Origin of the sequence: Citrobacter sp. wls716, assembly GCF_005280975.1 — a bacterium.
GTDB lineage: Bacteria > Pseudomonadota > Gammaproteobacteria > Enterobacterales > Enterobacteriaceae > Citrobacter > Citrobacter youngae.
Window position 1 is genome coordinate 65665 of sequence record NZ_SZWX01000017.1, and the last position, 23073, is coordinate 88737.

Below are 23073 nucleotides of genomic sequence, written 5' to 3' on the forward strand. Positions count from 1 at the left end.
AAGGGAATAACACAATGGATGATGTTTTTGGCATGTTACCTTCATGGATGTTTACCGCTATTGTGGCTGTGGTCGTCTTATTAATTATCGGGATTATCTTTGCCCGCCTGTATCGCCGCGCGTCAGCTGAACAGGCGTTTGTACGTACCGGACTTGGCGGGCAAAAGGTGGTGATGAGCGGTGGCGCAATTGTCATGCCCATTTTCCACGAAATTATTCCTATCAACATGAACACCCTCAAACTTGAGGTGAGCCGTTCGACTGTCGACAGCCTCATCACTAAAGACCGTATGCGTGTGGATGTCGTCGTCGCCTTTTTCGTGCGTGTAAAACCGTCTGTTGAAGGGATTGCTACCGCCGCACAGACCCTGGGGCAGCGGACGCTGTCACCAGAGGATTTACGTGTGCTAATAGAAGATAAGTTTGTCGATGCCCTGCGTGCCACTGCGTCGCAGATGACCATGCATGAACTGCAGGATACGCGTGAAAACTTCGTTCAGGGCGTACAAAATACCGTCGCGGAAGACCTGTCCAAAAACGGCCTGGAACTGGAGAGCGTTTCACTCACCAACTTTAACCAGACCGAAAAAGTCCATTTCAACCCGAATAACGCCTTTGATGCCGAGGGTCTGACCAAGCTGACCCAGGAAACAGAACGCCGTCGCCGCGAACGTAACGAAGTCGAACAGGACGTTGAAGTTGCGGTACGTGAGAAAAACCGTGATGCGCTGTCGCGCAAGCTGGAGATCGAACAGCAGGAAGCCTTCATGACGCTCGAGCAGGAGCAGCAGGTGAAAACCCGCACGGCCGAGCAAAACGCCAAAATCGCCGCCTTCGAAGCCGAACGTCATCGTGAAGCTGAACAGACGCGTATCCTTGCCGAACGCCAGATTCAGGAAACAGAAATCGAGCGCGAGCAGGCGGTGCGATCCAGAAAAGTCGAGGCCGAGCGTGAAGTTCGTATCAAAGAGATCGAACAGCAGCAGGCAACGGAGATAGCCAACCAAACCAAGTCCATCGCCATTGCTGCCAAGTCCGAGCAACAGTCTCAGGCTGAAGCGCGAGCTAACGATGCCCTGGCCGAAGCGGTTCGCGCCCAGCAGAACGTAGAAACCACCCGCCAGACCGCGGAAGCGGATCGTGCCAAACAGGTCGCGCTGATCGCCGCGGCGCAGGATGCAGAAACCCAGGCAGTTGAACTGACCGTGCGGGCAAAAGCCGAAAAAGAAGCCGCAGAATTGCAGGCGGCGGCAATTGTTGAACTGGCCGAAGCGACGCGCAAAAAAGGTCTCGCAGAAGCCGAAGCCCAGCGTGCACTCAACGATGCCATCAACGTGCTTTCCGACGAACAGACCAGCCTGAAATTTAAGCTGGCTCTGCTGCAGTCTCTGCCAGCGGTTATTGAGAAATCCGTTGAGCCAATGAAGTCTATCGACGGAATCAAGATTATCCAGGTTGATGGCCTGAATCGTGGTGGCGCCGTCGGTGAAGTGAACGCAGGTAACGTAAGCGGTGGAAATTTGGCTGAGCAGGCATTATCAGCCGCCCTTGCCTATCGTACACAAGCGCCGCTGATTGACTCACTGTTAAATGAAATTGGTTTGTCCGGCGGTTCGCTAAATGCGCTTACCACTCCGTTAAACGCCACGACAACAGTCGACGTTAACCATCAGACAACGATAAAAGAAGAATAACGACTTCTGCCTTATGTCCCCCGTCCCTGGCCCATAAAGCCGGGGATTTTTTATTCTGGCGTGCCGTTTTGCGTGGATGCTCCAGCAATAAAAAACCTGCGGGAGAAAGCCCTTGCGCCTGTCAGGTCGCTCACTAACAATCGCTTGGTCAGCAAGGGCTGCAACGAGAAAGCCCCTCTCGAAGAAGGAAGGGGCTTTAATAAGGAAAGGGTTATGATGAAGCGAGTCATCATACTGGTTGTGCTGTTACTGTTAAGTTTCCACGCTTACTAACAGTCAATCAGAGGGGGGAGAAATCCCCTCTCACCCTTATTCCTTTACTTTAGGTCGAAAAAACAGCAGCGTCAACAGCGGGAAACGCACAGAAACGAAAAGTTTGACCCGTTTCCAGCATTTGTTATTTATCGCTGTCTTTCTGGATCTTCTTGATGATATTGGTCGTTGAGCAGCCATCTTCGAAGTTCAGCACCAACACTTCTCCGCCGTTGGCCCATACCTCTTTGCTGCCCGCAATATCTTCTGGCTTATAGTCGCCGCCTTTGACCAGCAGATCCGGCAGGATGCCAGCGATCAGACGCTGCGGCGTATCCTCTTCAAAAGAGACCACCCAGTCGACGGATTCCAGCGCGCCCAACACGATCATGCGCTGTTCCAGCGGGTTGACCGGACGCGTTTCGCCTTTCAGACGTTTGGTCGACGCATCGCTGTTTACCGCCACGATCAGGCGATCGCCCAGCTTGCGCGCATTTGCCAGATAGGAGACATGGCCCGCATGCAGGATGTCGAACACGCCGTTAGTCATCACCACTTTCTCACCGCGCTTGCGGGCGCTGGCGACGGCCTGTTTCAGCTCAGATTCGCTCATCACGCCAAAACCAGTATCAGCCCGACCACGCACGGCGTTTTCCAGTTCAATCGGAGAAACGGTGGAGGTTCCCAGTTTACCGACCACGACACCGGCTGCAGCGTTAGCAAAATAGCACGCCTCTTCCAGCGAATTACCCGCCGCCAGCGTCGCCGCCAGCACACCGATTACCGTATCGCCCGCACCGGTCACGTCATACACTTCCTGCGCCTGCGTCGGCATATGCAGTGGCGATTTGCCCGGTTGCAGCAACGTCATCCCCTGTTCTGAACGGGTAATCAGCAGTGCGGAAAGGTCGAAATCAGCAATCACTTTCATGCCGCGCTCAACCAGTTCATCTTCGCTTTTGCATTTACCGGCGACCGCTTCAAACTCAGACAGGTTCGGCGTTAGCAGCGTTGCGCCGCGGTAACGTTCAAAATCGGTCCCTTTCGGATCGATAAGCACCGGCACGCCAGCCTTACGCGCCAGAGCAATCATTTGCTGCACGCTTGCCAACGCGCCTTTGGCGTAGTCAGAGAGCACCAGAGCGCCGATAGAACCCAGCGCCTGATTAATACGCTCGTGCAGCGGTTGCGGATCTACGCCTTCAAAACCTTCTTCGAAATCCAGGCGAATCAACTGCTGGTTACGGGAAAGTACGCGTAGTTTGGTGATTGTCGGATGCGTCGGCACGGAAACGAAGTCGCATTTTACGTTCACATCCGCCAGCGTTTTGCTCAGCGCACGCGCCGCGTCGTCGATACCAGTCAAACCCACCAGACGAGAATTTGCGCCCAGAGAGGCAATGTTCATCGCCACGTTTGCTGCGCCACCGGGACGTTCTTCGATGGTATCGACCTTCACCACCGGAACCGGCGCTTCAGGTGAAATACGGCTGGTAGGGCCGTACCAGTAGCGATCCAGCATCACATCACCGACAACCATGACTCCTGCACGTTCAAACTCTGGCAGCGTTACTTTCATTCCTGTCTCCTGAGAGATTCTCTGAGGGTCTTAAAATTTGCGCGCGATAATAGCACACTTCACTCGGCAACCAGCCACTTCTGCCAGCTGTCACGCACCAGCGTACGTTCAGCGCTGAAGTGTTCCGCCGCTACATGGCCCGGAAGTTCCTGCAACGCAAGATGGTGAAGTTCATCACGCAACGTCGTATAAGCACGGGTAAGCGCCAGCGCTTCCTGCTCGTCCATAATGTCGTTTTGCGCCAGTAATTCCAGAATGCGCACATTATCCGACCAGCGCGTCAGCTTCGGTTTTTCATGCGCATAGCGCAGCACCAGATATTGCGTAATAAACTCAATATCGGTAATGCCACCCTCATCCGCTTTAATATCAAAACGATCCCGATGCTTATTGCCCAAATGGGCGCGCATTTTCTCACGCATTTCACGCACGTCGGTCTGCAAGGTTTTCCCATCACGGACGAGGGTCATGATATCGCGACGAATCGTATCAAACTGAGAGGTCAACTGCGGGTCGCCGTATACCACGCGAGCACGCACCAGCGCCTGATGCTCCCATGTCCAGGCTTCGTTGCGCTGGTAATCGGCGAAAGCGTCGGTTGATGTCACCAGCATTCCCGCCGCGCCGGATGGACGCAGCCGCGCATCCACTTCGTACAAAATACCGGACGAGGTGCGGGTGCTGAAAAGGTGCATAATGCGCTGCGACAGACGCAGATAGAACTGTCGCCCGTCAATCTCACGTTCACCGTCCGTCATCACGTCCATCGGACAATCATGCAGGAAGATCAAATCGAGATCCGAACTGTAGCCCAGTTCCCAGCCGCCCAGTTTGCCATAGCCGACGACGGCAAAACCGCGCCCCTCACGTTCACCAAGATGCGTTGGCTGCCCGTAGCGAGCAACCATCTGCGTCCACGCCTGCTGGACTACCGCATCGATAATCGCTTCCGCCAGCCAGGTTAAGTGATCGCTCACTTTCATCACTGGCAGCGTACCGGCAATATCAGCCGCCGCAATTCGCAAAAGCTGCGTTTGTTTAAACTGGCGCAGTGCCTCCAGTTGCTGTTCTTCGTCATCTTCCGGTACGCGCAGCAAATACTGGCGCAGCTCATCGCGGTAGGCATCCGTCGCGGTGGGTTGATACAGGGTGTTCGGATCCAGCAGTTCATCGAGCAACAGCGGATACCGCGCCAGCTGGCTGGCAATCATCGGCGAGGCGGCACAGAGCGAAATCAGGTGCTTAAGCGCTCCCGGGAATTCACTCAGCAGCTCCAGATAGGTCGTGCGGGTCACAATGCCCACCAGCAGCGGTGTGATGCGCGACAGCGGTATTGAGGCGTCGTCACGCGTACAGACATCGCTCAACAGATGCGGCATTAAATGATCCAGCACCTGACGTCCTCGCGGGCCAATGGTGCGTTTATCCAGCTCTTTGCGGAAATCGGCAATCAGAGACAGCACGCGCCGGCGATCGTCATCTGCCAGATGCGTCAGCACCGGCGTGGTATCATCTTCCTGTAATGCGTCCTGCCACAGTTCGCGCCACTGTTCTGAGAGCGACTCTTCCTGGGTTTCGGCCTCGTCATCGCCAATCAGCTCGTTAAATACCCGGCGTACGTTGTCCATATGATTGGCCAGTACATCGGTTAATTGCTGCCAGTCATCAACGTTCATCCCCCACGCCAGTCGCGCGCGATTCAGTTCATCGCCCGGCAGCGTTTGGGTCTGTTCATCATTGATGCTTTGCAGCAGGTTTTCCAGGCGGCGTAAATAGAGATAGGCTGCGCGCAGTTGTTCCGCGTCGGTATCAGACAGCAGGTGTAATTCATTGATGGCACTGAGCGTGGGTAACAGCGAGCGGGATTGCAGCGACGGCTCCCGCCCACCGCGAATAAGCTGGAATACCTGCACGATAAATTCGATTTCACGAATGCCGCCCGCCCCCAGCTTAATGTTGTCTTTCAGGCCACGACGGCGCACTTCACGCGCAATCATCCCTTTCATGTTACGCAGCGACTGGATCACGCTGAAATCAATATAGCGACGGAAGACAAAAGGCCGCAGCATGGCACGAAGCTCGCTGACGTATGTGCCGTCGGCATCGCCCATAATGCGGGCTTTAACCATCGCATAGCGTTCCCAGTCGCGCCCTTGCTCCTGGTAATAATCCTCCAGCGCGGAGAAGCTCAGCACCAGAGGGCCGCTGTCGCCAAACGGGCGTAAACGCATGTCCACCCGATAGACAAAACCATCCATTGTGGGCTGATCCAGTACCTTGATGAGCCGCTGGCCCATGCGAGTAAAGAACTGCGCGTTATCCAGCTCGCGACGCCCGCCCTGCGTGCTGCCGTGCTCCGGCCAGGCAAAAATCAGGTCGATATCGGAGGAGAAATTCAGCTCGCCGCCGCCGAGTTTTCCCATACCTAAAATCAGCAGCGGCTGCGCAACACCTTCAGGATTACACGGCGTACCCCACTCACGACAGCAGGCGTCATACAACCAGTCGCGTGCGGCGACAATCAGCGTTTCTGCCAGATGGCTTAACTGCTGCAAAATACTTTCTTCCGTCACCAGCGACAGCGTCTGCGCCCAGGCGATACGCACCATGATACGGCGGCGAAACAGGCGCAGCTCGCGCATCAGCGTGTTTTCATCGCCGACGTCAACCAATGCTTGCTGCAACCACTCGGCATAGTGTTGCCATTCATCCGCCTGGGGTGGCGCACTTTCCAGCTCAACCAGCCATTCGGGATGGGCAATCATGCTGTCGCGGACAAAATCACTGAATGTAAGCACTGACTTCGCCTGCACGCTTAGCGAGGGTTCAGAGATTGCTGCTGGCAGCCGCTCAACAACGGTCGGCCAGTACTGCTGTAACGGTGAAGAGAGCTGCTTCATGTATGGGACATCCTTTGCGTATTGAGGCTCATGGTATGGCCTCGTAGGCCTGATAAGCGCAGCGCCATCAGGCATCCCGGCCTCAACCCTGATTATCGTTTTCCGCTGTGCAGCCAGAACGGTTCCAGCGCGATCGCTTCGTTGCGGAAGTGTTCAATTTCAATATATTGGTTGGCCACAATAGCCCGACGTAAGCCCTGCCAGTTGGCGATCCATTCCGATGCAACATTTTCGTCGTAGTATCCCGCCAGCATCAGCATGCTATCAATGTTGCGCGTCAGGCGCGGTAGCTGATCGACGTACTTATCGCCCAACGGCTGAGCGAAAGTGGTTTTCAGTTCAGCGGCATGGCGTGAGAGATGCGTATCCGAGAAACGCTTAAAGGAGTCGGCAATTTTGCCCTGCGCCTTCGCATCCAGGAATGGCTGCCACCCTTTGGTCACCAGCCATTCGGTTAACGCCAGTTTGGCCATTGCCGTTTGGGTGCTGTAAACCGCCGAAATAGCAGAAACGTCCGACGCAATGATCGCTTCCGATTGGGTCAGCAACTCACGTAAGTGAGCGCTCGCTTTTCGTGGCACATTACCGCCAAACAACATCAGAATGTGACGCACCAGACCCATTGCCGCCAGCACCTCGGCTTTCGCCCCTTTCACGCCGCGTACCCACAGCTCTTCGTGATACAGCCACTGTGATAATGCCAGCTCCAGCGCCGCTTCCAGCCCCTGCTCAATGCTCGCCTTCGCCGGAACCTTCAAAATCCGCGTCGGTTTGAGTTCGCGCGGCGCATTCCCCTGAGCCAGATGATAACCGCGCGCTGCTTTGCTCAAACTGCCCTGGCGTAAACCGGTTTGCGAAACCAGCTGGTTTGCCAGCTTCAGTACCGCACGGGTATCGCCGCTTAGCAGTTCAAGTTCAAGCTCACAGATAGGTTCTGCAAACTCGCCCGCTTTCACTTCCCCCAGATCGAGGGCCATTTCAATCCGGCTGCCATCAACATCAACCAACCATTTCTCACGGTAAAAATCAGTGCTGAACAACGGCTGCACTTGAGAAGCAAGTTCAGCGGGCAGCTCGCCATCGGGCCAGACTTCCGTTGGGAACAAGGTGAGATCCAGCTCAGGCGCGTTTAGTGCAACGTTATATTCCGGCCGCTGGTGCAGTCCGCCCGTCACGCGTCCGGCAATTTTCATGGTCATTTCGTAATGACCGTTTTCACCGCGAATACGCAGCCCCATATCGTGACCACGCAACCACGCATCCGGCGTTTCGTAGTAAATATTCAGCAACTGGCTGGGCGCATGATGCTCTCCCCCCAGCGTATTCAGACGTTCACGCAGCGCATCTACAGCGTCACTATTAACGATAAATTTTAATTCGATTTCCTGGGCCATGGTCTTGTACTTATGGGTTATGTCACAGTTGAGAAAACTGACTGCGAACTAAGTTCGTTCTTTATGGTCAGTAGATAGTATTTTGCGCCAAATTGCCATGCAACGAGCAATTTGACGGGCGTAAAAGTTTCGGGTGGTGGCAAAAAGGACACAGATGATTCCGATTGATGTCGAATGCTTTGCGTAGAGACACTGATGCCACTACTATCGTTCCACTTTCTATGACAATAACGACAGCCTGATGCCAAAATTACGCCTGATTGGATTAACTTTACTCGCACTTAGCGCCACTGCAGTCTCTCATGCCGAAGAGAAGCGCTATGTCTCTGACGAACTGAACACCTGGGTCCGCAGCGGTCCGGGAGATAATTATCGCCTCGTGGGTACGGTTAACGCCGGCGAGGAAGTCACGCTATTACAGACCGATGCCAACACCAACTACGCCCAGGTGAAAGACAGCACCGGACGTACCGCCTGGATCCCACTGAAAGAGCTGAACAGTACGCCAAGCCTGCGTACCCGTGTACCCGATCTGGAAAACCAGGTTAAAACACTGACCGATAAGCTCAATAATATCGATACCACATGGAATCAGCGTACCGCCGATATGCAGCAAAAAGTATCGCAAAGCGACAGCGTGATCGACGGGTTGAAAGAAGAAAACCAGAAGCTGAAGAACGAGCTTATCGTGGCGCAAAAGAAGGTAAGCGCAGCCAACCTTCAGCTTGATGACAAACAGCGTACTATCATCATGCAATGGTTTATGTATGGCGGCGGCGTGCTGGGTCTTGGTCTGCTGCTCGGTCTGGTTCTGCCGCACATGATCCCAAGCCGTAAACGCAAAGATCGCTGGATGAACTGAATCGCCTTCTCCGCCACACTGACATATGATTAAGGGATGTTTTTTTCAAAAGGAAAGTGGCGTGAAGATTTATCTGGTCGGTGGTGCTGTTCGGGATGCGTTATTAGGGCTACCGATTAAAGATAAAGATTGGGTCGTTGTCGGTGCCACGCCGCAGGAGATGCTTGACGCGGGCTATCAGCAGGTAGGCCGCGATTTCCCCGTGTTTCTCCACCCACACTCCCGGGAAGAGTATGCGCTGGCGCGCACCGAACGAAAATCGGGCTCAGGTTACACCGGATTCACCTGTTATGCCGCGCCAGATGTGACGCTGGAAGCCGATCTTCAGCGGCGCGACCTGACCATCAACGCAATGGCCCGCGATGACAACGGGGAGATTATCGACCCGTATAACGGACGCGACGATCTGGAAAACCGCCTGCTGCGTCATGTTTCCCCGGCCTTTAGCGAAGATCCGCTGCGCGTGCTGCGCGTGGCGCGCTTTGCTGCCCGCTATGCGCACCTCGGCTTTCGTATCGCTGACGAAACCATGACGCTGATGCGCAACATGGCCGCCGCTGGAGAGCTGGAACACCTGACGCCAGAACGCGTGTGGAAAGAGACAGAAAGCGCCTTAACCACCCGCAACCCACAGGTATTTTTTCAGGTTCTGCGCGACTGCGGCGCACTGCGCGTGCTGTTCCCGGAAGTAGATGCTCTGTTCGGCGTTCCCGCGCCCGCGCAGTGGCATCCGGAAATTGATACCGGTATTCACACGCTGATGACGCTGTCGATGGCAGCCATGTTAAGTCCGGAGGTCGACGTACGTTTCGCCACGCTGTGTCACGATCTCGGTAAAGCATTAACGCCTAAAGCGCTATGGCCGCGCCACCACGGCCACGGTCCGGCGGGCGTTAAGCTGGTCGAGCAACTGTGTCAGCGCCTGCGCGTGCCGAATGACATCCGCGACTTAGCCAAACTGGTAGCCGAGTTCCACGACCTGATTCATACCTTCCCGATCCTGCAACCGAAAACCATCGTTAAGCTGTTTGATTCCATCGATGCGTGGCGCAAACCGCAGCGCGTGGAGCAAATCGCCCTGACCAGTGAGGCCGACGTGCGTGGGCGAACCGGTTTTGAAGCGGCGGATTACCCGCAAGGCAGGCTGTTGCGCGAAGCCTGGCAGGTTGCGCAGGCGGTACCCACGAAAGATGTCGTGGAAGCGGGATTCAAAGGTCAGGCAATTCGTGAAGAACTGACCCGACGCCGCATCGCGGCGGTGGCCAACTGGAAGGAGAAGCGGTGCCCGAAACCTGCCCATTAAACTGGCGTTGCCGAATGGCGGCATAAATGCCTTATCCGGCCTACATATTGCGCCCGCAGGCCGGATAAGCGCAGCGCCATCCGGCATTTAGTGGCGATCAGAAAAAAACCACATAGACGGCAGCCGCCACAACAAAGCGGTAAATCGCAAACGGAATGAACGAGATACGCTTAATCAGCTGCAGGAAGGTTTTGATCGCCACCAGCGCCACAATAAACGCGGTCACAAAGCCGACGGCAAACATTGGGATATCTGATGCGCTAAGGAACGACCAGCTCTTGTAGAGATCCAGCGCCGTCGCGCCCATCATCATCGGCACCGCCAGCAGGAAAGAGAATTCAGAGGCCGCGTAACGGCTCACGCCCATCAGCATACCGCCAGAAATCGTCGCTCCTGAGCGAGAAAAACCCGGCCACAGCGCGAGACACTGAAAACAGCCAATCATAAACGCCTGGCGATATGTCATATCATCCAGACCCGGCGCGCGCGGCTCTTTCGGTTTCAGGCACTCTGCGACAATCAGCAGCACGCCCCCCACCACCAGCGCATACATCACGTTGATCGGATTAAACAGTGACTTGATGGTGTCGTGGAAGACCAGCCCCAGGACAACGGCTGGAATCATCCCCAACAGGATATGCCCCAGCGTCAGCCGACCTTTACCAGTACCTTCATGCGGGGCCTTGCCAAAGTGAATGCCAATTAAACCAAACAGACGTCGCCAGAACATCACCACTACCGCCAGAATGGAACCCAGTTGGATCACGACTTCAAACGTTTTTGCGGTATCGCCCTCAAAACCTAACAAGTGGCCAACAATTATCATATGGCCGGTACTGGAAACGGGTAGGAACTCCGTCAGCCCTTCGACCACACCCAAAATTGCCGCCACCAGCAGCGAGTGCATATCACTCATCAATAAACCCCTAACGAAAGAGAAAAAACACGGCAAAAAAGAGCCGACGTCAGGACTCTTTTATACCCGTTTGATTTAGAAATTATTAAATTAATTATTTTCTTTCAGATTATTGCCACGCTCAATAACGACCCCGACGTTTGCCGCACGGGCCACCGCACCAGGTTTGCTCAGCTTGATGCGCACCCACGGAGAATTAAAGCGGTTAAGTAGCAAATCCGCCACCTCTTCCGCCACACGTTCTACCAGCGCAAAACGCCCGCCTTCCACATGGTTAACAACCGTTTGAGCAATATCAGCATAGCTCAGGCAATCAGCCACATCATCGCTTTTCGCCGCTTTGCGGTTATCCCACGCCATTTCGATATCGAACACCAACTGTTGTTCGATCGTTTGTTCCCAGTCGTAAACACCAATAGTGGTGATTACAGAAAGTTGCTCTATAAATACAATATCCATCACGACCTGCCTGCTTTTTGGCTAACCCGGATACCACTTCCGGCGAAATATGCGTATTATCCACAGAAGTAGCGTTTTACACGACATTTTCAAAACGGAACAGCTTATGAGTGCAATCGCGCCTGGAATGATTATCTTCGCGTACCTCTGTGGCTCAATTTCCAGTGCTATTCTGGTATGCCGCCTTGCTGGATTGCCGGACCCGCGCGACAGCGGCTCTGGGAATCCAGGCGCGACAAACGTGCTGCGCATCGGTGGCAAGGGAGCCGCCGTCGCGGTACTGATTTTCGACGTCCTGAAAGGTATGTTACCCGTCTGGGGTGCCTATGCGCTAGGCGTCAGCCCCTTCTGGCTGGGATTGATCGCAATCGCCGCCTGTCTGGGACACATTTGGCCGGTATTTTTCGGCTTTAAAGGTGGAAAAGGCGTTGCCACCGCCTTTGGCGCAATTGCGCCGATTGGCTGGGACTTAACCGGCGTGATGGCCGGAACCTGGCTACTAACCGTCCTGTTAAGCGGCTATTCGTCGTTAGGCGCTATCGTCAGTGCGCTGATCGCCCCTTTTTACGTCTGGTGGTTCAATCCCCAGTTCACTTTCCCGGTGTCCATGTTGTCGTGCTTAATTCTGCTTCGTCACCATGACAACATTCAGCGTCTGTGGCGTCGTCAGGAGCCGAAGATCTGGACCAAGCTGAAGAAAAAACGCGAAAAAGATCCCGAGTGATTTTATTGTCGGATAGCGACGCGTCGGCGTCTTATCCGGCCTCGGGGATGTGATACCCCTCCACCGGTTTGCCTAATCGGTTCTGACACCACGTCGCCAGAAACTCCACGCACACGCGAAGCTTCACGCTGCGATACAGCGGCTCCTGATAAACCGCCCAGATATTGGCGCTTTGCGCATAGTCCGGTAGCACCCGCACCAGTTCACCGCTAGCCAGAAACGGTTGTACGTCCCATTCAGAACGCAGCATGATCCCTTTTCCCTGCAGCGCCCACTGCAGCACAATCTCACCGCTGTTAGAAGAAAGATGTCCCGCCACCTTAACCGACTTTTTCTCCTGGCCGTTATCCAGTTCCCACACCCCGTGAGTCATATCCCGTTCTTTGGTGACCAGACAATCATGTCGAATTAATTCCTGTAACGTCATCGGCTCACCGTATTTTTGTAAATACGCCGGGGCTGCGCATAATATCCTTTTATTTTTCGTTAACAAATGAGCAATATAATAATCAGGAATTTCATCATTGATACGAATATCCAAATCGATATTATCCTGCGCCAAATCAATTTGCCGATCGTAAAGTTCAAAATGTACCTGTAATTCAGGATAGCTGTGCATCAATTCGGTAATTGCCGGTGCAATATAACTACGCCCAAAACCAAAGCTACAGCCGATACGAATCATCCCTGCCGGACGCGTTTTGAGTTGCGTAACGTCATCGACCAGATGTTGATAACCTGCGAGGATCGCCTGCGCGTGTTCATAGCAACGTTGACCACTCTCCGTTAGCGCCACGCCGCGCGCCGAGCGGCTTAGCAACGTAGCCCCTAGTGTGGACTCAAGGATCTGAATGCGCTTCGTCACAAACGCTGGCGTCTGGCCCAGCGTTGCGGCGGCGGCGCTAAAGCTGCCGCTATGAACAATTTCAACCAGCACCTGCAGGTCTTTCGCCAGGGGATACGTGTTCAGCATGATCGGTAATCCGTAATGTGGTTAACCGCAGTGTAATTCTCCCATACGTATTAAACCCTGCCCTGGCGCAATTTTTATTGCCTTATCTGGACATCATTCACGAACTGTTAATTAGATATTCACAGTGCCAAATAATATAAAACCACATTTTTAGTGGTAGTTTGTGGCGGAGAATTTATTTCCAGACAAATAAAAGAACTGGAGTTAATAAGATGAGCAATCAAAATAACCAACAAGCGATAACTACGCTGACGAACATTGTCGCCGACTTTACCGCCATGATTTCTACCCGCATGCCTGACGATGTTGTGGATAAATTAAAGCAACTGCGTGAAGGCGAAACATCAAAGATGGGTAAAATCATCTACCACACCATGTTTGACAACATGCAGAAAGCTATCGACCTGAATCGTCCGGCCTGTCAGGACACCGGTGAAATCATGTTTTTTGTGAAGGTCGGTTCCCGTTTTCCACACCTCGGCGAACTGCAAAGTATTCTGAAACAGGCCGTTGAAGATGCCACGGTAAAAGCGCCGCTGCGCCATAACGCGGTTGAGATTTTTGACGAAGTGAATACCGGAAAAAATACCGGCACCGGTGTGCCGTGGGTCACCTGGGACATCATCCCTGATAACGATGACGCGGAAATCGAAGTCTACATGGCAGGCGGCGGCTGTACGCTGCCGGGGCGCTCGAAAGTGTTAATGCCTTCTGAAGGCTACGAAGGCGTGGTGAAATTTGTCTTCGAAAATATCTCCACGCTGGCAGTCAACGCCTGTCCGCCGGTGCTGGTGGGCGTAGGTATTGCCACCTCCGTAGAAACCGCTGCCGTGCTTTCGCGTAAAGCGGTGCTGCGCCCAATCGGATCACGCCATCCAAACCCAAAAGCGGCAGAACTGGAACTGCGCCTGGAAGAAGGGCTTAACCGTCTGGGCATCGGGCCGCAAGGGTTGACCGGGAATAGCTCAGTGATGGGCGTGCATATCGAATCCGCCGCGCGCCACCCGTCGACTATCGGCGTTGCCGTCTCTACCGGCTGCTGGGCGCATCGTCGCGGCACGCTGTTGGTTCATGCCGATCTCTCCTTCGAAAACCTGTCTCACACCCGGAGCGCGTTATGAAAAAGATCCTCACAACCCCGATCAAAGCCGAAGATCTGGCAGACATTCGCGTTGGCGATGTCATTTACCTGAGCGGCACGCTGGTGACCTGCCGTGACGTTTGCCACCGCCGCCTGATCGAACTGAAGCGCCCGATTCCTTATGACCTGAACGGCAAAGCCATTTTCCATGCGGGCCCGATCGTCCGTAAGAACGGTGAAAAATGGGAGATGGTCTCCGTCGGCCCAACCACCAGCATGCGTATGGAAGCGTTTGAGAAAGACTTTATCGAGCAGACGGGCGTCAAGCTGGTGGTCGGCAAAGGCGGCATGGGACCGCTGACGGAAGAAGGCTGCAAGCAGTTCAAAGCGCTGCACGTCATCTTCCCGGCTGGCTGTGCGGTCGTGGCGGCAACTCAGGTTGAAGAAATTGAAGAGGTACACTGGACTGAACTCGGCATGCCGGAATCTCTGTGGGTATGCAGGGTAAAAGAGTTCGGCCCGCTGATCGTTTCCATCGATACCCACGGCAATAACCTGATTGCCGAAAACAAAAAGCTGTTCGCTGAACGTCGCGATCCTATCGTCGATGAAATCTGCGAGCACGTGCACTACATCAAATAACCCTCCCGGAGGGGCGTAACGCCTCTCCCTCTTCGCAGGGATACAACAATGGCACCTTTAGCTGGTTGGTGGCGATACCTGGCTCCGCTGGTGGTCATCGCCATTATTGCTGTTCTGCCCGTCCCCACCGGTCTTGAGAGTCATACCTGGCTCTATTTTGCCGTCTTTACCGGTGTGATTGTCGGGCTTATTCTGGAACCTGTACCGGGCGCAGTGGTGGCGATGATTGGAATTTCGATCATCGCCGTCCTTTCACCGTGGCTGCTGTTCAGCCCGGAGCAACTCGCGCAGGACGGTTTTAAATTTACCGCCAAATCGCTGTCGTGGGCGGTATCTGGATTCTCAAACTCGGTTATCTGGCTGATCTTCGCGGCCTTTATGTTTGGTACCGGCTATGAAAAAACCGGCCTTGGTCGGCGAATCGCGCTGATGCTGGTGAAAAAGATGGGACACCGGACGCTGTTTCTCGGCTATGCGGTGATGTTCTCAGAGCTGATCCTCGCTCCCGTCACGCCTTCCAACTCCGCGCGCGGAGCCGGAATAATCTACCCGATTATCTGCAACCTGCCGCCGCTGTATAATTCACAACCCAATAGCGCCAGTTCACGCTCCATTGGCTCGTACATCATGTGGATGGGCATTGTCGCTGACTGCGTTACCAGCGCTATTTTCTTAACGGCGATGGCACCGAACCTGCTGTTGATCGGCCTGATGAAAGGCGCGTCCCACACGGCGCTGAGCTGGGGCGACTGGTTCTTAGGCATGCTGCCACTGAGCATTTTGCTGGTGCTGATCGTGCCGTGGCTGGCATATGTGTTGTATCCACCGGTACTGAAATCCGGCGATCAGGTTCCACGCTGGGCGGATACAGAGCTAAAAGCGATGGGACCACTCTGCGCCCGCGAGAAAAAGATGCTGGTGCTGATGGTCGGCGCACTGGTGTTGTGGATTTTCGGCGGCGATTTTATTGACGCGGCGATGGTCGGATACAGCGTAGTGGCGTTGATGCTGGTTTTGCGCATCATCAACTGGGATGACATCGTCAGTAATAAAGCCGCGTGGAACGTCTTTTTCTGGCTGGCCTCGCTGATAACGCTCGCCACCGGACTGAACAACACCGGCTTTATCTCCTGGTTCGGCAAGCTGCTGGCAAACGGGCTGAGTGGCTATTCGCCGGTGATGGTGATGGTAGCGCTGATCGTGGTGTTCTACCTGCTGCGATACTTCTTTGCCAGCGCCACGGCGTATACCTCTGCCCTCGCGCCGATGATGATTGCCGCCGCGCTGGCGATGCCGGAAATCCCATTACCGGTCTTCTGCCTGATGGTCGGCGCCGCCATTGGCCTGGGCAGCATTCTGACCCCATACGCCACCGGTCCCAGCCCTATCTACTACGGCAGCGGCTATTTGCCTACGGTGGATTACTGGCGGCTCGGCGCTATTTTTGGCCTGATTTTCCTCGTGCTACTGGTGATCACCGGTCTGGTCTGGATGCCCCTCGTGTTACTGTAAACCCCATTGGGGCGGCGTATTGTCGCCCCTTTTTCCATAAGCTTCTCATATGACCCTTTTCCCGATGCGCTGAGGCATACTTTTTTGTATGCAAACACCCTCATGCTGATAAGGGAAACGCTCTGGACACGGTTGCGCACGAGACACTCACACGGGGCTGGCAGGCCGAACTGGATCTGCATTTTACCCGCACCGGGCACAAAACGGTGCTCGCCTCGGCGCGTCATCATGGTCCATTGACGGTTCAGCGTCCGTTTTACCCGGAAGAGGAGGTCTGTCACCTCTATTTGCTGCATCCACCTGCGGGGATCGTTGGCGGAGATGAGCTTCATATTGCCGTCACACTCGACGAAAACAGCCATGCGTTAATCACCCAGCCCGGCGCGGGCAAGTTTTATCGCAGCCGAGGGCCACAAGCGTTGCTGCGCCAGCACTTTACCCTCGCCTCGCACGCCACGCTGGAGTGGCTGCCGCAGGATACAATCCTCTTTCCCGGTGCCAACGCTGTTATTCAGTCTGTATTTCACATCGCATCAGAGAGTCGTTTGCTGGCCTGGGATCTGTTGTGTCTTGGGCGACCGGTTATGCAAGAGACCTTCAGCCACGGCGTGCTGCAAAACCGTCTGGAAGTGTGGCGAGATGACCAGCCGCTGTTGATAGAACGCTTGCAGTTGCAGGAGGGAGAGCTGAGTGGCGTTGCGCATCATCCCTGGGTCGGCACGTTGCTGTGTTATCCGGCCAGCGAACACATGCTGGAGGGCACGCGCGAGCGGCTTACACCGCTTGGCGATTACGCCGGGGCAACGCTTAATGACTCGCTGCTAACAATCCGCTTTCTTGCCGACGACAACCTGATTGTACAGCGCGTTATGCGTGACATCTGGCAATTCCTACGCCCGTTGCTGACACACAAAGCGCCTGTGCTACCGCGAATCTGGCAAACCTAAGAGAATCCTTATGGAACTGACTCCCAGAGAAAAAGACAAGTTGTTGCTGTTTACCGCCGCGCTGGTGGCAGAACGTCGCCTGGCCCGCGGGCTGAAGCTGAACTACCCGGAATCGGTGGCGCTGATTAGCGCTTTCATCATGGAAGGGGCGCGCGACGGGCAAACTGTGGCCGCGCTGATGGAGGACGGGCGTCACGTGCTGCGTCGCGATCAGGTGATGGAAGGCGTACCGGAAATGATCCCGGATATTCAGGTTGAAGCCACATTTCCGGACGGATCGAAGCTGGTCACCGTCCACAACCCGATCGTCTAAGGAGCGGCAATGATCCCAGGTGAATATCAGATCGCAAAAGGCAATATCGCGCTTAATCAGGGGCGGGAGATCTGCACGATCGTGGTGGAAAATCATGGCGACAGGCCCATCCAGGTGGGATCGCACTATCACTTTTTCGAAGTGAACCCGGCGCTGCGCTTTGACAGGCTGGCCGCACGCGGCTTTCGTCTGAACATTGCTGCGGGCACAGCGGTGCGTTTTGAGCCAGGACAAAAACGCGAAGTAGAACTGGTGCGCGTTGCTGGCGCACAAAGGATCGTGGGTTTTCGCAGCGAAGTAATGGGCGCGCTGGAGGCAGATAATGAGTGAAACTTCCCGGCAGGCGTACGCCGACATGTTTGGCCCAACCACCGGCGATAAAGTGCGTCTGGCGGATACCGACCTGTGGATCGAGGTAGAAAAAGACTTCACCACCTACGGCGAAGAGGTCAAATTCGGCGGCGGAAAAGTGATCCGCGACGGCATGGGCCAGGGGCAAATGCGCGCCGATGCATGTGTGGATCTGGTAATAACCAACGCGCTGATCGTCGATCACTGGGGGATCGTGAAAGCGGATATCGGTATCAAAGCCGGCAGGATCTTCGCCATCGGCAAGGCAGGTAATCCCGATATTCAGCCCAACGTTACGATCCCGATAGGCGTGGGAACTGAAGTCATCGCCGGGGAAGGCAAGATCGTCACCGCGGGCGGCGTGGATACGCATATTCACTGGATCTGCCCACAGCAGGCGCAAGAGGCGCTGGTTTCCGGCGTGACGACGATGATCGGCGGCGGCACCGGTCCGGCCGCGGGAACGCACGCCACCACCTGTACGCCGGGTCCGTGGTACATCGCTCGCATGCTGCAGGCGGCAGACACGTTACCGGTTAACATCGGTTTACTGGGCAAAGGTAACGGCTCAAATCCTGACGCCTTGCGCGAGCAAATCAGCGCGGGCGCCATTGGCCTGAAAATCCATGAAGACTGGGGCGCCACGCCTGCCGCCATCGACTGCGCACTGACCGTGGCCGACGAGATGGACATCCAGGTCGCGCTGCACAGCGACACGCTCAATGAGTCCGGTTTCGTGGAAGATACGCTGGCGGCGATTGGCGATCGCACCATTCATACTTTTCACACCGAAGGCGCGGGCGGCGGTCATGCACCGGATATCATCACCGCCTGCGCGCATCCGAATATCCTGCCCTCCTCTACGAACCCGACGCTGCCCTATACCATCAACACCATCGACGAGCATCTCGACATGCTGATGGTTTGCCACCATCTCGATCCGGATATCGCCGAAGACGTGGCCTTTGCCGAATCACGCATTCGCCGGGAAACGATCGCTGCCGAAGATGTGCTGCATGACATTGGCGCCTTTTCCCTGACCTCGTCCGATTCACAGGCAATGGGGCGCGTGGGCGAAGTGATCCTGCGCACCTGGCAGGTGGCGCACCGCATGAAGGTTCAGCGTGGCCCATTGGCAGAAGAAACCGGTGACAACGACAACCTGCGCATTAAACGCTACGTCGCCAAATACACCATCAATCCGGCGCTAACCCACGGTATCGCCCATGAAGTCGGCTCCGTTGAGCCTGGCAAACTGGCCGATCTGGTGCTGTGGTCACCGGCATTCTTTGGCGTAAAACCGGCGACGATCGTTAAAGGCGGGATGATCGTCTGTGCGCCGATGGGCGACATCAATGCCTCGATTCCCACCCCGCAGCCGGTGCATTACCGCATGATGTTCGGCGCACTTGGCGCAGCGCGGCATCACACCCGGCTGACCTTTATTTCGCAAGCCGCTGACGCGCAAAACATCGTGCAGCAGCTCAACCTGCAAAGCGCTATCGCCGTGGTCAAAGGCTGCAGAACAGTGAAAAAGGCCGACATGATCCACAACAACCTGCAACCCAATATCACCGTCGATGCTCAGACCTACGAGGTGCGTATTGATGGCGAACTGATTACCAGCGAACCGGCAAACGTTTTGCCGATGGCGCAACGCTATTTTCTGTTTTGAGGAGTGACGATGATCTACCTGACCCAACGCCTGGACCACGCCCACCGCGTCACCGCAAGCGTCACGCTACCCATTGATATGCGGGTAAAAAGTCGTGCCAGAGTGGCGCTGAACGACGGTCGCGAAGCCGGGCTAATGCTACCGCGCGGTTTGCTGCTGCGCGGTGGCGACCTGCTGACCACCGACGATGGCAGCGAAGTGATTGAAGTGATCGCCGCGCCGGAGTCGGTTTCCGTGGTGCGCTGCGCCGATCCTTTCCTGCTCGCCAAAGCCTGTTACCACCTCGGTAATCGCCACGTTCCGCTGCAAATCCTGCCCGATGAGCTGCGCTACCACCACGATCACGTGCTGGACGCCATGCTGCGCCAGTTCAACCTCGAGGTGACGTTCGCTCAACTACCGTTTGAACCGGAAGCAGGCGCTTATGCCAGTGAATCACACGGGCATCATCACGGCCATGCGCACTGATGCATAACACCCAACAGCTGCGTCTGATGCAGCTCGCCAGCAGCGCTCTCCCGGTGGGGTCGTTTACCTGGTCCCAGGGTCTGGAGTGGGCGGTGGAAATCGGCTGGGTGAAAAGCGTCGATGACTTCTCTGCCTGGCAAATTCAACAGATGGAGCAGAACTTTTTTACCGTCGACCTACCGCTGCTGGCGAGGCTGTATCACGCCTGCGAGCAGGACGATCTCGCTGCCGCGCGCCGCTGGACCACTTACCTGTTGGCCTGTCGCGAAACCCGCGAACTGCGGGATGAAGAACGCAGCCGGGGCGCGGCGTTTACGCGGCTGGTCACCGACTGGGAGGCGGATTGCTCGCGAGAGTGGCGCCCCCTCTTCGCCGACAGCCAACTCTGCGGCATGGCCTGGCTGGGCGTGCGCTGGAGAATTCCCCTGACCGAACTGGCGTTAAGCCTCGGCTACAGCTGGATTGAGAGCGCTGTGATGGCTGGCGTCAAGCTGGTTCCTTTTGGACAACAGGCGGCCCAGCGTTTGATTATTGCGCTCTGCGATCGCTATGCGCAGGGCCTGGCACAGGCGCTGGCGACGCCTGACGCCAGTCTCGGCTCCGCAACGCCGTTGGCCGCTATCGCGTCTGCCCGGCATGAAACGCAATATTCCCGATTATTCCGCTCCTGAGGAGAAAAAATGAGTAACTACAAGCATCCCCTGCGTGTGGGCGTTGGCGGCCCGGTCGGTTCCGGCAAAACGGCGCTGCTGGAAGCGTTATGCAAATCCATGCGCAGCAGCTATCAACTGGCGGTAGTGACTAACGATATCTACACCAAAGAAGATCAGCGTATTCTCACCGAGGCGGGCGCCCTGGAGCCAGACAGGATCGTCGGTGTGGAAACTGGCGGCTGCCCGCATACCGCCATCCGCGAAGATGCGTCGATGAATCTGGCTGCCGTAGAGGCGCTGAGCGAGAAATTCGGCAATCTGGATCTGATTTTTGTGGAAAGCGGTGGCGATAACCTAAGCGCCACCTTCAGTCCGGAATTAGCGGATCTGACAATCTATGTGATCGACGTTGCCGAAGGCGAGAAGATCCCGCGTAAGGGAGGCCCGGGGATCACTAAATCCGATTTTCTGGTTATCAATAAAACCGATCTGGCCCCTTACGTCGGCGCCTCGCTGGAGGTGATGGAACGCGATACCCTGCGTATGCGCGGCGAGCGTCCGTGGACGTTCAGTAATTTAAAATCCGGAGAGGGTCTGGAAAAAATTATCGCGTTTCTGGAAGAGAAAGGAATGCTGCGGATATAGCGTATTGCCCGGTAACATTGCGCCACCGGGCAAAAAATCACGCCGCCGGTAATTCCGCCAGCGGCCAGCGTGGGCGCACGGTTACGCCAAGATCCGCCGTTGCGCCTGCTTTAAAACGCACCATGCCCGCGTAGGCGATCATCGCCCCGTTGTCGGTACAAAATTCCGGACGCGCGTAAAATACTTCGCCACGACGTTTTCGCATCATCTCGGCCAGTTTTGCGCGTAGTGTACGGTTAGCGCTCACGCCCCCCGCCATCACCAGACGTTTAAAACCGGTTTGATCCAGCGCACGTTTACACTTGATCATCAGCGTATCAACTACCGCATCTTCAAAGGCTCGGGCGATATCTGCGCGCGTTTGATCGTCATTTTCGTTATTACGAATGGTATTCGCGGCAAAGGTTTTCAGCCCGGAGAAGCTGAAATCCAGCCCCGGACGGTCGGTCATCGGGCGCGGGAAGACAAAGCGTTTTTCAACGCCTTGCGAGGCCAGCTTTGACAGCATTGGGCCGCCAGGGTAATCCAGCCCCAGCAGCTTGGCGGTTTTGTCGAACGCTTCGCCAGCAGCATCATCAATCGATTCGCCGAGTAATTCATACTGACCGATACCGTTGACGCTGATAAGCTGCGTGTGACCGCCGGAAACCAGCAGCGCGACGAACGGGAAAGCAGGGGGATTCTCTTCCAGCATCGGCGCCAGCAGATGCCCTTCCATATGGTGCACAGGAATTGCCGGTACGCCCCAGGCGAACGCCAGCGAACGTCCTACGGTCGCGCCAACCAGCAGCGCGCCAACCAGACCAGGACCTGCGGTATAGGCTACCGCGTCAATCTCTTTGGCTGTCAGTCCCGCCTCTTTCAGCGCGGCCTGGATCAGCGGTACGGTTTTACGTACGTGATCGCGCGAGGCCAGTTCTGGCACTACGCCGCCGTAGTCAGCGTGTAATTTCACCTGACTATACAATTGGTTGGCTAAAAGACCTTTTTCATCGTCGTAAATGGCGATGCCGGTTTCATCGCAGGATGTTTCAATACCCAGTACACGCATGACTTGTTTTACCTCGCTCTATTACCGCGCAGTGTAGGACCAATGCGGGTTGATGTAAAACTTTGTTCGCCCCAGGAGTTCCGCTCGTGTATACTCCTTGTCCTTATAAAAGTCCCTTTCAAAATCGCGTCGGTGCTTTACAAAGCAGCAGCAATTGCAGTAAAATTCCGCACCATTTTGAAATAAGCTGGCGTTGATGCCAGCGGCAAACCGAATTTATTAAAGGTGAGAGTTACATGCCGGTAATTAAAGTACGTGAAAACGAGCCGTTCGACGTAGCACTGCGTCGCTTCAAGCGTTCATGCGAAAAAGCAGGTGTTCTGGCGGAAGTTCGTCGTCGTGAGTTCTATGAAAAACCGACTACCGAACGTAAGCGCGCTAAAGCTTCTGCTGTGAAACGTCACGCGAAGAAACTGGCTCGCGAAAACGCACGCCGCACTCGTCTGTACTAATCTATTGAGAGCCAAAGCTCTCAATTCAGACTGAGTTGTAGTTGTAAGGCCGTGCTTCCGGAAGGAATGCGCGGCTTATTTTCGTTTATGCATTGGCATATACACAAAATCATTCAGTATGCATCAAGGCGGCAAGTGAGTGAAGCCCCGGAGCTTACATAAGTAAGTGACAGGGGTGAGCGAGCGCAGCCAACACAGAGGCAGGCTGAAGGATGAAGTGTATAAAA

General features: G+C 55.3%; 23 protein-coding genes. 16 read left to right on the forward strand and 7 right to left on the reverse strand.

All coding sequences use genetic code 11. The features are described from left to right. Positions 1-14: 14 nt before the first annotated feature. Together FDX24_RS01650 and FDX24_RS23515 are read left to right on the forward strand one after the other, a co-directional pair. Positions 15-1694, forward strand: a complete 1680-nt coding sequence (locus FDX24_RS01650) for a flotillin family protein (protein ID WP_048213250.1) — start codon at positions 15-17, stop codon at positions 1692-1694. A 213-nt stretch (positions 1695-1907) separates the two neighbouring features. Further along, complete coding sequence (locus tag FDX24_RS23515) at positions 1908-1967, forward strand: type I toxin-antitoxin system Ibs family toxin (protein WP_137346154.1); 60 nt, start codon at positions 1908-1910, stop codon at positions 1965-1967. Between the two features lie 124 nt (positions 1968-2091). Here FDX24_RS23515 and hldE read toward each other — a convergent pair whose 3' ends face one another. The 3 genes from hldE to FDX24_RS01670 form a co-directional block, all read right to left on the reverse strand. Then, positions 2092-3525 (reverse strand): bifunctional D-glycero-beta-D-manno-heptose-7-phosphate kinase/D-glycero-beta-D-manno-heptose 1-phosphate adenylyltransferase HldE, encoded by a 1434-nt coding sequence (gene hldE, locus FDX24_RS01660; protein WP_048213251.1) that lies wholly within the window; start codon positions 3523-3525, stop codon positions 2092-2094. Between the two features lie 59 nt (positions 3526-3584). Continuing rightward, positions 3585-6425 (reverse strand): bifunctional [glutamate--ammonia ligase]-adenylyl-L-tyrosine phosphorylase/[glutamate--ammonia-ligase] adenylyltransferase, encoded by a 2841-nt coding sequence (glnE, locus tag FDX24_RS01665; RefSeq protein WP_137363728.1) that lies wholly within the window; start codon positions 6423-6425, stop codon positions 3585-3587. A 92-nt stretch (positions 6426-6517) separates the two neighbouring features. Next, positions 6518-7819, reverse strand: a complete 1302-nt coding sequence (locus FDX24_RS01670) for an inorganic triphosphatase (RefSeq protein ID WP_137363729.1) — start codon at positions 7817-7819, stop codon at positions 6518-6520. A gap of 241 nt (positions 7820-8060) precedes the next feature. Between FDX24_RS01670 and FDX24_RS01675 the strand changes: the two genes are divergently transcribed. Together FDX24_RS01675 and FDX24_RS01680 are read left to right on the forward strand one after the other, a co-directional pair. Next, complete coding sequence (locus tag FDX24_RS01675) at positions 8061-8681, forward strand: TIGR04211 family SH3 domain-containing protein (protein WP_048213254.1); 621 nt, start codon at positions 8061-8063, stop codon at positions 8679-8681. Positions 8682-8742: 61 nt separating this feature from the next. Continuing rightward, complete coding sequence (locus FDX24_RS01680; protein ID WP_137363730.1) at positions 8743-9984, forward strand: multifunctional CCA addition/repair protein; 1242 nt, start codon at positions 8743-8745, stop codon at positions 9982-9984. A gap of 97 nt (positions 9985-10081) precedes the next feature. Here FDX24_RS01680 and bacA read toward each other — a convergent pair whose 3' ends face one another. Continuing rightward, entirely contained in the window at positions 10082-10900 is an 819-nt protein-coding gene (gene bacA / locus FDX24_RS01685) for an undecaprenyl-diphosphate phosphatase (protein WP_048213256.1), read from the reverse strand. A 90-nt stretch (positions 10901-10990) separates the two neighbouring features. Beyond that, the gene (folB, locus tag FDX24_RS01690; protein ID WP_115601448.1) at positions 10991-11359 is read right to left on the reverse strand and encodes a bifunctional dihydroneopterin aldolase/7,8-dihydroneopterin epimerase; all 369 of its coding nucleotides are present in this window, start codon (positions 11357-11359) and stop codon (positions 10991-10993) included. 106 nt (positions 11360-11465) lie between these two features. On the opposite strand from folB, the gene plsY reads away from it, so the two are divergent. Then, complete coding sequence (gene plsY / locus FDX24_RS01695) at positions 11466-12083, forward strand: glycerol-3-phosphate 1-O-acyltransferase PlsY (protein WP_003024662.1); 618 nt, start codon at positions 11466-11468, stop codon at positions 12081-12083. A 31-nt stretch (positions 12084-12114) separates the two neighbouring features. On the opposite strand, the gene FDX24_RS01700 is transcribed toward plsY, so the two are convergent. After that, on the reverse strand, positions 12115-13056 hold the full coding sequence (locus FDX24_RS01700) for a LysR family transcriptional regulator (RefSeq protein WP_137363731.1): 942 nt from the start codon (positions 13054-13056) through the stop codon (positions 12115-12117). A 212-nt stretch (positions 13057-13268) separates the two neighbouring features. Between FDX24_RS01700 and ttdA the strand changes: the two genes are divergently transcribed. The 10 genes from ttdA (at position 13269) to ureG (ending at position 21343) form a co-directional block, all read left to right on the forward strand. Beyond that, a complete protein-coding gene (ttdA, locus tag FDX24_RS01705; protein ID WP_048213258.1) occupies positions 13269-14177 on the forward strand; it encodes a L(+)-tartrate dehydratase subunit alpha in 909 nt (302 codons plus the stop codon). Beyond that, complete coding sequence (ttdB, locus tag FDX24_RS01710; RefSeq protein WP_115601445.1) at positions 14174-14779, forward strand: L(+)-tartrate dehydratase subunit beta; 606 nt, start codon at positions 14174-14176, stop codon at positions 14777-14779. The genes ttdA and ttdB overlap by 4 nt, the downstream gene beginning before the upstream one ends. 48 nt (positions 14780-14827) lie before the next feature. Continuing rightward, the gene (locus FDX24_RS01715) at positions 14828-16291 is read left to right on the forward strand and encodes an anion permease (RefSeq protein ID WP_115642824.1); all 1464 of its coding nucleotides are present in this window, start codon (positions 14828-14830) and stop codon (positions 16289-16291) included. A gap of 122 nt (positions 16292-16413) precedes the next feature. After that, positions 16414-17238: an urease accessory protein UreD gene (locus FDX24_RS01720; RefSeq protein ID WP_197081319.1), complete on the forward strand. Its 825-nt coding sequence runs from the start codon at positions 16414-16416 to the stop codon at positions 17236-17238. 10 nt (positions 17239-17248) lie between these two features. Continuing rightward, positions 17249-17551, forward strand: a complete 303-nt coding sequence (locus FDX24_RS01725) for an urease subunit gamma (protein ID WP_003024678.1) — start codon at positions 17249-17251, stop codon at positions 17549-17551. Positions 17552-17560: 9 nt separating this feature from the next. Further along, entirely contained in the window at positions 17561-17881 is a 321-nt protein-coding gene (locus FDX24_RS01730; protein ID WP_115601441.1) for an urease subunit beta, read from the forward strand. Continuing rightward, a complete protein-coding gene (gene ureC, locus FDX24_RS01735) occupies positions 17874-19577 on the forward strand; it encodes an urease subunit alpha (protein WP_137363732.1) in 1704 nt (567 codons plus the stop codon). The genes FDX24_RS01730 and ureC overlap by 8 nt, the downstream gene beginning before the upstream one ends. A gap of 9 nt (positions 19578-19586) precedes the next feature. Next, positions 19587-20045: an urease accessory protein UreE gene (gene ureE / locus FDX24_RS01740; protein WP_003024684.1), complete on the forward strand. Its 459-nt coding sequence runs from the start codon at positions 19587-19589 to the stop codon at positions 20043-20045. Continuing rightward, on the forward strand, positions 20045-20716 hold the full coding sequence (locus tag FDX24_RS01745) for an urease accessory protein UreF (RefSeq protein WP_137363733.1): 672 nt from the start codon (positions 20045-20047) through the stop codon (positions 20714-20716). The genes ureE and FDX24_RS01745 overlap by 1 nt, the downstream gene beginning before the upstream one ends. Positions 20717-20725: 9 nt before the next feature. Next, on the forward strand, positions 20726-21343 hold the full coding sequence (gene ureG, locus FDX24_RS01750) for an urease accessory protein UreG (protein ID WP_115642820.1): 618 nt from the start codon (positions 20726-20728) through the stop codon (positions 21341-21343). Positions 21344-21380: 37 nt separating this feature from the next. On the opposite strand, the gene tsaD is transcribed toward ureG, so the two are convergent. Next, the gene (tsaD, locus tag FDX24_RS01755) at positions 21381-22394 is read right to left on the reverse strand and encodes a tRNA (adenosine(37)-N6)-threonylcarbamoyltransferase complex transferase subunit TsaD (RefSeq protein WP_115642819.1); all 1014 of its coding nucleotides are present in this window, start codon (positions 22392-22394) and stop codon (positions 21381-21383) included. 236 nt (positions 22395-22630) lie between these two features. On the opposite strand from tsaD, the gene rpsU reads away from it, so the two are divergent. Next, positions 22631-22846 (forward strand): 30S ribosomal protein S21, encoded by a 216-nt coding sequence (gene rpsU, locus FDX24_RS01760; protein WP_001144069.1) that lies wholly within the window; start codon positions 22631-22633, stop codon positions 22844-22846. The last annotated feature ends 227 nt before the right edge of the window (positions 22847-23073 follow it).